This is a genomic window from Pseudooceanicola profundi (assembly GCF_050897955.1).
GTDB lineage: Bacteria > Pseudomonadota > Alphaproteobacteria > Rhodobacterales > Rhodobacteraceae > Pseudooceanicola.
On record NZ_JBPAXZ010000004.1, the window covers coordinates 47,214 to 59,006 of the forward strand.

At 58.5% G+C, this 11,793-nt stretch carries 10 protein-coding genes; 6 read left to right on the forward strand and 4 right to left on the reverse strand.

Annotated elements, in window-relative coordinates; translation table 11 throughout:
- Positions 1-13 precede the first annotated feature (13 nt).
- The 6 genes from dndA (at position 14) to ACRARG_RS18845 (ending at position 7,800) form a co-directional block, all read left to right on the forward strand.
- Complete coding sequence (dndA, locus tag ACRARG_RS18820; RefSeq protein ID WP_432691728.1) at positions 14-1,183, forward strand: cysteine desulfurase DndA; 1,170 nt, start codon at positions 14-16, stop codon at positions 1,181-1,183.
- 218 nt (positions 1,184-1,401) lie between these two features.
- Entirely contained in the window at positions 1,402-3,309 is a 1,908-nt protein-coding gene (locus tag ACRARG_RS18825) for a DEAD/DEAH box helicase family protein (protein ID WP_432691729.1), read from the forward strand.
- Positions 3,299-3,511 (forward strand): CxC ATPase DNA modification system associated small protein, encoded by a 213-nt coding sequence (locus ACRARG_RS18830; protein WP_432691730.1) that lies wholly within the window; start codon positions 3,299-3,301, stop codon positions 3,509-3,511. Before ACRARG_RS18825 ends, ACRARG_RS18830 begins: the two co-directional genes overlap by 11 nt.
- Positions 3,511-5,490, forward strand: coding sequence for a hypothetical protein (locus ACRARG_RS18835; protein WP_432691731.1), 1,980 nt, complete (start codon positions 3,511-3,513; stop codon positions 5,488-5,490). The genes ACRARG_RS18830 and ACRARG_RS18835 overlap by 1 nt, the downstream gene beginning before the upstream one ends.
- Entirely contained in the window at positions 5,490-5,963 is a 474-nt protein-coding gene (locus tag ACRARG_RS18840; protein ID WP_432691732.1) for a hypothetical protein, read from the forward strand. The genes ACRARG_RS18835 and ACRARG_RS18840 overlap by 1 nt, the downstream gene beginning before the upstream one ends.
- Before the next feature lie 4 nt (positions 5,964-5,967).
- The gene (locus ACRARG_RS18845; RefSeq protein ID WP_432691733.1) at positions 5,968-7,800 is read left to right on the forward strand and encodes a DUF262 domain-containing protein; all 1,833 of its coding nucleotides are present in this window, start codon (positions 5,968-5,970) and stop codon (positions 7,798-7,800) included.
- A gap of 64 nt (positions 7,801-7,864) precedes the next feature.
- On the opposite strand, the gene virB11 is transcribed toward ACRARG_RS18845, so the two are convergent.
- From virB11 to ACRARG_RS18865, 4 genes are all read right to left on the reverse strand, one after another.
- Positions 7,865-8,842 (reverse strand): P-type DNA transfer ATPase VirB11, encoded by a 978-nt coding sequence (gene virB11, locus ACRARG_RS18850; RefSeq protein ID WP_432691756.1) that lies wholly within the window; start codon positions 8,840-8,842, stop codon positions 7,865-7,867.
- 82 nt (positions 8,843-8,924) lie between these two features.
- The gene (locus ACRARG_RS18855) at positions 8,925-10,367 is read right to left on the reverse strand and encodes a TrbI/VirB10 family protein (RefSeq protein ID WP_432691734.1); all 1,443 of its coding nucleotides are present in this window, start codon (positions 10,365-10,367) and stop codon (positions 8,925-8,927) included.
- Positions 10,368-10,369: 2 nt separating this feature from the next.
- The gene (locus ACRARG_RS18860) at positions 10,370-11,092 is read right to left on the reverse strand and encodes a TrbG/VirB9 family P-type conjugative transfer protein (protein ID WP_432691735.1); all 723 of its coding nucleotides are present in this window, start codon (positions 11,090-11,092) and stop codon (positions 10,370-10,372) included.
- 5 nt (positions 11,093-11,097) lie between these two features.
- Complete coding sequence (locus tag ACRARG_RS18865; RefSeq protein WP_432691736.1) at positions 11,098-11,778, reverse strand: VirB8 family type IV secretion system protein; 681 nt, start codon at positions 11,776-11,778, stop codon at positions 11,098-11,100.
- Positions 11,779-11,793: the final 15 nt, after the last annotated feature.

Sequence of the window (11,793 nt, forward strand, 5' to 3'; positions counted from 1 at the left end):
AAGTTTGTCAAATATGAAACATACGTTTGCACCTACATACAAACAAGAAGACGGCCCCGTTTATCTGGATTGCAACGCGACAGCGCCCGTTGAGCCGCGCGTTCAGGAGGCCGTGGTGCAGTGGATGGCGGATGGTCTGGGCAATGCAGGAAGCCGCACGCATGAGTTCGGGTTGCGGGCAAAACGGGCCGTGCAGCTCGCCCGTGAACAGGTCGCTGCGGTCGTCGGTGCGACGGGAGACGAAGTTGTCTTCACCAGCGGCGCGACAGAGAGCAACAACATTGCCCTTCTCGGTCTGGCGGCTTTCGGGGAAGAATCGAACCGACGTCACATCATCTCGACGACGATTGAGCACAAAGCCGTGCTGGAGCCTTTGGAAGTATTGGAGGCCAAAGGGTTTACGCTGACCTTGGTCCCTCCCGACAGCGCCGGACGAATTGCACCAGAGGCCATCGCGGACGCCCTGCGCCCCGAAACGCTTCTTGTCTCGGTGATGCATGCGAATAATGAGACAGGCGCGCGCCAGCCGCTTTTGGAAATCGCAGAGCTTCTGAAAGACAGCGACGCCTACTTTCATGTCGATGCCGCGCAAGGCTACGGCAAAGACCTTGAGCCTCTGCGGTCCGAGAGGATTGATCTGATCAGCGTGAGCGGACACAAGATTTACGGCCCGTTAGGCGTGGGCGCGCTTGTTGCGCGTCGGCGCGGCTTCAAGCGAGCGCCCCTCAAGCCGATCATGTATGGCGGCGGTCAGGAGCGCGGGCTTCGCCCCGGTACGCTTCCCGTGCCACTGATCGTCGGCCTCGGCGTGGCGGCGGAGGCTGCGTTGAAGGACAATGAAGCCCGCAAAGCCCGCTGCCTCGCCGTGCGCGACGAGGCGCTGGCGGCGCTTGAGCCGCTGGGAATACGGATGCACGCTAACGAAGAACACACACTGCCCCATGTCCTGAACTTCTCCGTGCCCGGACTGGACTCGGAAGCGATCATGGTCGCTTTGAAAGGCGTTGCGGCCGTCTCCAATGGCTCGGCGTGCACCTCGCAAAGCTACACACCCAGCCATGTTCTTGAAGCGATGGGATTGCCCGACGAAGCTATCGCAGGCGCAATCCGCGTGTCCTGGTCACACCTGACGCCCGATGTTGACTGGCCCTTGCTGGCTGCGCAGATTGATGCTCTGCGCTAAAACCCCCCCCGAACCGCCATATGCCGCAAGGGATCATGAGCGGATCATCGTTAAATTGAAGGTTGATCCCCAACTCCCTGTAAAGCAAACTCTTTTAGGATAAGAATGAGATTCCTTCACGCGACTTCAATGCAAGCATTGTTCAAGTCCCGATGGCAGAGCGGGATCGCATATGGCAGGCATAACGACCGACTTTAGCGGGGGCAGAGTAACGACTAATGGGGTTGCGCAAAATTGAATATCAGGAAGACTACAGGTCCGGCTATAACAACATAGTCGAAGAGTTCTTTCGTCCCTGTCTGGCACGCTCCAAAGCCTATTGGCGAGCCGTCGGTTATTTTTCCAGTAGCGCATTGGAATCTTTCGGCACGCCGCTGGGTGAGTTCATCAAGCGTGGCGGCCACATCAGACTGGTCACCTCCGTAGAGCTTTCCCATAGCGACATGGAAGCGATCAGCAACGGTGTTCCGAAAGAGAAAATCTGTTCGCAGCGCCTCGAACAGATCATAGAAACCGACTTTGCCGACGGCATCGGAGACGGGACGGTCCGCTTGGTCCGTTTACTGGAACTGGGACGATTGGAAATCCAAATCGCCGTGCCTAAGACAGGAACGGGGATTTACCACGAGAAGATCGGTCTGTTTTTCGACGACGAGGACTTTGTGGCCTTCACGGGGTCGTCGAATGAGAGCCGCAACGCGTTCGAGAACAATCGCGAATGCGTAGACGTATATCCCTCCTGGTCGAGCACAGCGCGTGCGGAGCGTAAGAAAGCTCACTTCGAAGAGTTGTGGGATCGCAGTGACAAAGGCGTAGAGGTTTACAGCTTCCCTGACGCGGCCCGCCAACAACTCATCAGAGTATGTGGTGAATGGGAAGCGGGTCGGCGTCAGCGCAAGCAGGAAGAAAAGGCCAAACCCGACAAATGGCGGCACCAGAACGATGCGCTCGAAGAATTCATGGCGGCGGAGCGCGGCGTACTGAATATGGCTACAGGTACGGGCAAGACCCGAACCTCGCTCAAAATCCTACGGGCCCTGTATGAACGCGATAGCATCGACACCATTATCGTCAGCACTGACGGCAACGATTTGCTGGATCAGTGGTATGCCGAACTGCTCGGCGTGAGAAAAGACATCGGCGCGAAAGTGTATCGCCACTACAAGTCTTCGCGCGAGGTCGAGGATTTTCTGCTTGAACCGAAGAATGCGATCCTACTGGTTTCACGCCAGCCACTGGCGTCCGCACTTCGTCAGCTCCCTTCCGAGGTCGCTCAACGCACATTGTTGATACATGATGAGGTTCACGGGTTGGGGAGCCCCGCCAACAGGAACAGGCTTGAAGGGCTCTCGGACAATATACGCTTCAAGTTGGGTCTAAGTGCAACGCCAGAACGTGAATACGATGACGACGGGAATGAATTTTTGGTCCGCCATATCGGACCCGAACTCATGCGGTTCGAACTCGATGATGCGATCCGTCGCGAAATCCTGGCACCGTTCGACTACTTCCCGCTGCCCTACCACATGACCGCTGAAGACGGGCAACGCGTCCGCGATGTCTATAAGCGGCAAGCCGCGCGGGCGGCGGCGGGCAATCCGATGAGCGAAGAAGAAGTTTGGATCGAGATCGCACGCGTTTACAAGACATCCAGAGCCAAGCTTCCGATATTCGATGACTTCATCCGCGAAAACCAACATCTCCTCCAAAGATGTATCGTCTTTGTCGAGACACAGGAATATGGGGATGAAGTGCTGGAAATCATTCACAAATACAGATCAGACTTTCATACTTATTTTTCGGGAGAGGAGTCGGAAACACTAAAACGCTTCGCGCGGGGTGAATTGGAATGCCTGATCACCTGCCACCGTGTTTCCGAAGGTATCGACATCAGGTCACTCAACTCAGTGATCTTGTTTTCGTCGGCCCGCGCACGGTTGGAGACGATCCAGCGTATGGGGCGTTGTCTCAGGACAGACCCTGACAATCCCGGAAAAGTGGCGAACATTGTCGATTTTATCCGGCAATCGGACGAGGATGGCGAACAAAATGCAGACGAAGAGCGCGCCGAGTGGTTGACAGACCTCGCGGCGGTGCGTGCGGGGGACACGACAAGTGACAATTGATGCTCGAATTACACAGGCCATTAATGAGGCTGTAGCGGAAGCCGGACAGCCCGACACGCTGGCCCGCCGCCTGATCGCCTGGTTCGAGGCCGTCACATCGGGGAACGAAGATATCAATGACCAGGCCACGACAGCCCGACATTTAGAGGTCTTGTTCGAAGGGACCGTCGTCGAGAATGATGACATGGAGGATGAAGACTAATGCCTGCTGTTATGCGTATTCTCGGCTGGAAAGCTGAAGGTCTTCGATGCCCCGACCACGAAATCAGTTGCGTGGATTCTGACGGCCAGCCCTATCCCGTCTCCCTCATCCAGATGCCGAACGGGACGGGGAAGACGACGACCTTGGCGTTGCTTCGCGCCGCTTTGTCAGGGGCCGCGATAGACCCCGGCTGGGATCGTCAGACCATCGCTGAATACCGAAAAAGGAACGGGGCGTCACAGCACGGGTATTTTGAGGTTCGGCTTCTTCTGAATGACCGACGCGCAACCATTCTCATGGAGTTCGACTTCGAAAACGGTCGCGTATCCTACAAGACCACGCATGGACCGGGACGACGGGACGGCTTCCATCCGCCTTCGGACTTCAGGCGCTTCATGAACGAGAACTTCGTCAACTTCTACGTCTTCGATGGCGAGCTGGCGCAGCACTTGCTGGATCGTGAGTATACGGACGCGCAAGTGGTTGTAGAGAACCTGTTCCAGATGAATGCGTTCGACGCCATGTCGCGCAAAGTCGGGGAATATTGGGACAACAAAACGCAGAATGTGAGCGCGACGGAAGAGCGTGGACTGTCCCGCCGCCAGAACCGCCTTGTCAGTCTCAGAAAGCATCTCGCCAAGTGTCGCCGCGACCAGCAGGAACTTCAGGAAAAGCGCGCTGATCTGGCGGCGCAACTTCAAAAGAAGGAAGATGCCTATCATCAGGAGATTAAGAAAGAAGACGCTCGCTTTCAGGCGCTGAACGACGCCGAGACGAAGGTTGAACGCCTCAAGGGAAAAGTTCGTGAAGAGGCATTGGACGTACTCGACAGGATGCGTGACCCTCATGCTCTATCGTCATTCTTTGCGACATCCATGTTGTCCCTCAAGGACGGTTTGGATCGGGTGAAGCTTCCCGAGAGCGCCGCACGGGAATTTTTTGAAGACCTGGCAGATGCGCAGGAATGTGTCTGTGGTCGCCCCATTGATGCGGAAATCGCTGCGACCATCAGAACGCGGGCCGCAAGGTATCTTGGCACTGAAGATGTTGCGCTTTTGAATTCGATGAAGACGGCCATCAAGGATGCTGTCGGCGATGCAGATGACGAGGCGGAAAAAGACCTGAACGGCAAGATGGGCAGTCTCGCAACCGCCGTCGAAGAGGAACGCGATGCGCGCAATGATCGGGACTCGCTAAGGCTCGAAGCCGAACAAGCCGATCCTGCTGTGAAGAGCGCCCGCGATGACATCGAAAGCTTGCGTAATCAAATCGAAGATGTCGAAGCCGATCTGGAAAAATTTGACAGCAAGGATCAGACCCGGAACGACGAAAGGACCTATGGCATCGAAATCCTTGAAAAGCGGGTTGATGACGCCGAACGAAAGCTTGCTGAAATCACGCATACCCTGACCGAAAAGGCCAAACGGGATACTCTGACAGCGATCATCGATAGCGCACACAAAAAGGCCCGCACCGGAATTACGACAGAACTATGCGAACAAGCCAATGCCCGTATTTCTCAATTGATGCCGAATAACAGCATCTCGATTGACCGGATCGAACAAAACCTGATCCTCGAAGGCCAGGAAGGCGGGAGTGTTGGTGAAACGCTTTCAATTGCCTACGCATTTCTGGCGACCCTATTCCACCGTTCGGATCATCAGCTTCCTTTTGTCGTTGACAGCCCGGCGGGCCCGATTGATCTGGCCGTCCGCCCGAAAATCGGCGAACTGATCCCCAACCTGACGGGCCAGTTCATCGCCTTTACGATTTCTTCGGAGCGCTCAAGATTCATTACACCGCTAAAGCGCGCAAGCCATGCCGACATTCAATTCGTAACCTTGTTCCGCAAAGGGTCTGAAGAACTGGCGCAGGAAGCGCATGACAATGGTAGCGTTCAGGAGACGGGCGACGGGCTGAATGTGACGGGCGAAGCCTTCTTCAATGACTTCCAGCTGGATGAAGAGGAGGTCGCCTGATGCAACCGTTCAGACTACGCTTGGATGCTCGTCAATGGTTCAAGGACCTCCGTGACCAGAGAGTCTTCAAGACCGATTTTGACGCATTCTATTTCTGCTTCATCGCGGGCATCACGGCCAAACGCAAAGAGTCCGTTCCCTTGGACGAAACGGCCGAACTGGTCGCCTATTTCCCCGACCGCTACGGTGCTCGTGGAAAGCTCCTTGTCGGGCTATTCCTCAAAGCCGAGTTGGAAGCTCTGGGCGTTTCGATGGAAGAGCGCCCCGAAGTCCATTCCGCAATCGCTCATCTGGTGACGCCTGACGCACCGAACTTCCTGAGCGATGAAGGCGTCCGTGAGTTCAACAAGTATGCCCATGGCGGCTATGAACAGCTCATAGAATGGTTTGAAGACCGCCCGCGTGCTCTTGAAACATTCTTGCGGAGCTTCAAGCGCAAGGTCGATCAGAAATTGTCGGATAAGGCCGCATAACAGAATGCCGATCAAACCCACCCAGCTCGCAGTCAAATTTCTCTTTGAGCAAAACCATACATTCGCCGTGCCCAAATATCAGCGCGGATATGCCTGGGATGAAGACGCCATCGATGACTTTATCGAGGACCTGTCGCGATGCCTGAAGGTGCGCGAGGGCGGTTCGGAGAAAAGTCATTTCTTCGGTGGCGTTGTAACGGTCCGCATGCCCGTGGCCAGCTCAAACCGTTCCAACTACGAGGTTATCGACGGTCAGCAGCGACTTGCGTCTTTCGTCATGTTTATCGGTGCGGTCGTCCGCGGAATGCGGGGCATTGTCGGCGAGCTGACCAAGAAGGGGAGCCTGTCGGCTGAAGAAAAGAAGGCAAAGAAGTTTCTTGAAGACACTATCGAGACTTTGCGGACCATCTATCTGATTTACCGCGACGAGATTGATCTGGAATATGTCGAGGTTCCCAAGCTCAAACTCTCGGATGCTGATGATGAATTTTTTCAGAACATCATAGCCGAGAAGAAGGCTGTTTCGAAAAGAGCATCGCATGACCGTATCCGCGCCGCGTGGGATCGGCTTGTCGGGTTCGTGGAGAATGACCTGCTCAAGGACGGTTCCCCGTGGGAAAAAGCGAAGCGGTTGCAGCTTCTCGTGAACAGCGTGCTGGCGACCGATTGCAGCGTGATCTTCATGTGCTCGGAAACCCGCAGCGAGGCCTACCAGATTTTCCAGGTGCTGAATGACCGTGGTGTTCACCTGACCGATGGAGATTTGTTGCGGGCGAGTACGTTGGAACTGCTGGACAGCAAGGGCTTAGTGTCCATCCAGAACACGCTCTCCGAGCGGTGGGACAGCGTTCTGGGGTATGCACCCGGCGACATCGATAGCTACTTGCGCTGGTACTATTCTTCGTATGAAGGAAAGCGTCCGAAATCCTCAAACCTCGCGGATCAGTTCCTCGAATACCGATTCAAGAGCAAGGACAAGACGACCGCGAGCAAAGAAGAAGCGCAGGCAATTCTCGAAGAGGTCGAGAGGATCGATACGGATTTTGCATCGCTGCAAACGCTCGGCGACGGGGAATGGCCGTATGAAGATCACAGCAAAGTGGTAAGCTGGGACCGTGAGCGCTTGAGGATGCTGGTCATCCATCTGAAGCACACGAACGCGATGCCGCTGCTGCTATCCCTCATGAAGCTGGAGCCGAAGAAGTTTGCCGAGGCCGTTGCAGCCCTTGAGCGGTTCATTTTCAGGTTCAGGACGATTGGGAACGCTCATATCACGCCGATGACCGAAATTTATCTGCGTCATGCGAAGAAGATTCGGGATGATGCGAGCTATGCGATCAAGGACCTTCGCAAAGACCTGCAAACGCTGATCGATAAGGCCGTGCCTGATAGCGTCTTCGAAGCAAATCTGTCAGAGGTGCGGTATTCACCGAGAAGCGGGAACGGTCATATTCGCTACCTCCTCATTACGCTTGAGGACTACGCGAAATGGTATGAGGACGGTGCGAACGGCGTTCCGAAGTGCAAGGATAAAACACGCGTATTCGACTTTTCCAACACGACGCTCGAACACATTTATCCGCGTTCGGCCAAGGGTACGGACAAAGTAGACGCTCTGGAAAAGGTCAAGGATTCCCTTGGAAATCTGACCATTTTCGGCCCGAACGACAATGATGCGGCGGCAAACAAGTCCTTCGCGGATAAACGGCCCGTTCTGCAAGCCTCAAACCTGAAGCTGAACCGTGATATCGGGGAACATACGGATTGGACGGCTGATAAGGTCAAAAAGCGCACGCAAGACCTTGTTGAAAGGGCGGTGAAGGTGTTCGTCCCGTAAAGGCGCTTCGCCATCGCATGAAGATCGAAGGCCATCTCTCCGCCCTGCCAGTCGAAAGTTGTCGTCAGCCCGGCAAATAAAACTCCGTAATCCCCCGCTTCCCCTCGGCCCGCCCGAGCTGGACGATCACATCGATGGACTTCCGGATGTATTCGCGCACTTCGGCGAAAGTCAGCGGCGTTCCCGCCTGCAGTACCATGATCGCCAACCGGTCGATGGCGAGTTCCGCGGTTTCAGCGTGGATGGTGGAAACCGACCCGCCATGGCCGGTGTTGATCGCTTCGAGATATGTCAGGGCCTCGGCGCCGCGCAGCTCGCCGACGATGATCCGGTCGGGGCGCATGCGGAGGGAGGCTTGGAGGAGGGCATTGGCGCTGCGTTGTGAACCGGCACCTCGGTCGGCCAGGAGGGCGACAGTGTTCGGCTGGCCGGGGAAGAGCTCGAAGGCGTCCTCGATGGTGATCAGCCGTTCGTGCTCGCTGACGTGGTTCAGAAGGTGGCGGGCGAAAGTGGTCTTGCCGGTCGAGGTGCCGCCACTGATCAGGACGTTGAGCCGCGCTTCGACCAGGGTCTGCAGCGCGGCCTCTAGGTTCTCTTCAGCGAGCGTGGCGATGTTCTTCATCTTCTCGGCTCGGAGCGCATCGAGCGAGACGGCTTTTCCGAAGAGATAGGCGGGAGCGTAATCCCGGACGCTGCCGGAGGCGAAGAGGCGGATCGTGATCGAGGCACCGCGATCGATAGCAGGCGGCACGGCGACCTGGACCCGAAGCGGACGACCTGCATATTCCACCTTGCCGGAGACGAGCGGGTTCTTTTCAGAGACGCGGGCCTTGGCGTCGCCGACGATGGTCTGGGCCATGTTGAGGGCTGTGGTCCGGTCCACAGTCTGACCTTCGTGGCGCATGGCGGCGTCGCCCGCGACCTCGATCCAGACCTTACCGTCCGGATTGATCGCGATCTCGACCACGTCATCGCGTCTCAGAAGGTCGCGGAACGGGTCAAGATAACGCTCGAGGTATGAGGCCGGTGATGACTGCTCCATCATTTCGGGGGTTCCGGTAATATTGAATCAGGTTTCGCTGCCTCTCGCCTGCGGCTCGAACGCGAAAGCTGATGCTTCTTTTTCATTGTGAACTGGAACCCCCGTAGATCACCACATCCCTGTCCACGAGCACGGTGACCGAGGCCCCCTGGTCAACATAGATCGTGGGCGCGATCGAGACCTGGTCGGCTATGACCGAACCGACCGCGTCCTGGAGGTCGCTGCCAACATCGCCCAGAACGATGCTGGTCGTTTCGTTGTTGGCACTCTCCGCCGCCACGCCTGGTGCCGCCCCGATCACGGAAATCAGCGCCGCCCCGCCGAAGCGCTCGGCGAACTTGGTGTCGACGAGGCCAGTAAGCCCCGAGCGACCGAGCTGGTCCCCGCCCACGGCGGCGATTTCCATCGAGGTGCCGTCCGGGGTCAAAACGCGGGTCCAGAGGATCAGGATGCGTTTCTGATGCATCTCGATCCCGGAGCGGTATTGGCCAAAAAGGCGGGAGCCCCGGGGAATCAGGATCCGATCCCCGGAAAACGCCGGAACCGGCTCGGAGACGACCGCGACCACGGAGCCCGGCAGATCGCTGTTGATGGCGGTCTGGAGCGCGGCCTGGATGACCGAGCCTTGCGTTAGCGTGCGCTCGGGATGGGTGAGGCGGGCGGCCTCCTGCACCTCGAGCGGTCGCGCACTCTGCAGGAACTGCTCGTTGCCCGAGAGGACCGGCCCGCCAGTGACAGCGCCAGCAGGATCGGCAACCCCCGCGCCACTTTGGCCACCGCGCGGACCGTCAGCGTAGACCACGGCGGGGGATTTGATCTGCGCGGACAGAAGCTCCTCGGCGACCCGCGCGGCCTCGCGCTGGCGCTGCTCCTCTTCCTGACGGCGGCGTTCTTCGAGAAGGCGCTGATCGGCGATCAGCCCTTCGCGGTCGAGCTCAGCCTCGAGCCCCTCGCGCTGCGCCCGCTCGGCGTCGAGCATGGCCTGCAGACCTTCGATGCGGGTCTCGGTTTGGCGCTGTAGGTTGGCAAGCTCGGCCTCTTTCTCCGCTATAAGTGCTTGCAAGGCTGCCTTCTGTTCGTCGAAGGCCTCTCGCAGGTCGGCAACGGCGGATTGAATTTCCGAGTTGCGGGCGGCCTGGCTGGCGGCAAGGGCTTCGCGTAGCTTGGCGATTTCGGCCAGCACCTCGGCGCCCGGTTCCGGGGCAGGGGCGGCGGGTACGTCGAGCGCTTCCTCGACGGCGATCAGCGCGTCATTGACCCGCTGTTCTGTCTCGTCGGGCGGGAACTCCAGCCGCCCGCCGGTGCCGGGGCGTCGGTCCTGGAAGGTCTCGACATCGGAGGTCTCAAGCGCGCTGTCGCCCTCCTGCAATCCGGTGGCCAGGAAATACGCGGCCCCGGCACCACCGAGGGCGAGGGCGGCGGCGAGCGCGCCGACCCCAAGGCTGTTGCCGCGGCGTTTCTGTTTACCGCGCTGGTTGAACTGGTCGAGGCGGTTCTGCAGGTCAGGAGGGGTTTGATCTGCCATGGTCAGTTACTCACATAGATGGCGCTCTCGTCCCGCCAGGCGCAGATCGCCTCGTCGCCGATGCGGAGCGTCCAGTAGGTGTTCACCCCGAGCACGCGGACGGTGTTGCCTTGCAGCGTCCAGTTGACCGTGCGTTCGCGGCCCTGGTCGTCGGCCTTGAAGAGGGCGGGCTGGCGGCCGTTTTCCGGGAACACGAAATACGTGTAGCGCCCGTCGTCATAGATATGGCTGGGCCGGAAATCGCCCTCTCCCGAGACGCGGTAATTGTAGTTGTGCGGGGCCTCAAAGCCCTTGGGGTGGGAGGCGGCCGCAGTGCGGCGTTCCTCGTCGGGGTAGCGGAAGCGGACCTCAAAGAACATGCCGGTGCGGTTCGGGATCGAGCCCTCGCGCAGGTGGAAGGAATAGGTGCGGCGGTTGGTGATCACCGTCATGTTGGTCGAGGCATTGGCCACATGCGGCTTGATGGTCAGCACGTTGCCGAGCTCCGGGATCGGGTCGACCTGGAAGCTTTCGGTGTCGCCGACGATCACCGCCTCGAAGCGTTCCCCCGCCCCGAAATGGATCGTCGTCGAATGTCTGAGATCGGTTTCGATCCGGTAGACCTGGTTTTCGTTATAGACGGCGGTGCGGATGCGGATGTCGAGCGGGCCGCCTTGCGGCGTGGCCTCGGCCAAAGCGGCAACAGGAAGGGCAAGCGCGAGGAAGAGCGCGGGCAGGGATTTCATCTTGATCAGTTCTCCAGGGTCTCGGCGTCGACGCGGTAGGAGGTCACCACGAAGCCCAAGGGGTTGGCCCAGACATCCTGAAGGCGCTGGCGGGTTTCGGGTTGGAAGTCGTAGCCGACAGTGGCAACATAGGACCGGGTGACAGTGCGCGTGTCGCGGGGACGGCGCAGCGTGCGGGTGAAGCGGACCTGGGCCACGCCGCGCTCGATCTGGTTGACGGACTTGATCACCACCTCGATCTTGGCATCGCGCCCATAGACGGTGATCGGGTAATCCTCGTTGGTGGAAGACCAGAGATCGCGCAGCGTCCGGGCGGCATCGCCGTCCGAACGGTCGAGTACCGAGTTGATACGCTGCTCGCCATCGGTCAGGTCATAGGTCTCGCGGTCGTCGACATAGGCCACGAGGTTGGCCTGGATGATGGCGTCGCTCTCGGAGAGCGTCAGCGCCTGAACGGCGGCAACCCGGTCCATCTCGCCGGTTTCCTTGTCTACCACGACCACGAAGGTCTCAGTCGACTTGAGGGGAAAGAGGCTTGCGCCCGCGACCATGCCAGCCACGCCGACCACCACGCCTGCCGCCGCGACAAACCAGGCGAAGCGCTCGCGCCGCCTTGGCCCGTAGATGAAATCCGCCTCGAAAGCGTCGCGGTCAGGCGCGGGGGAACTGGTCACAGGTTTCTTCAAGTCAGTCGTCTTTCA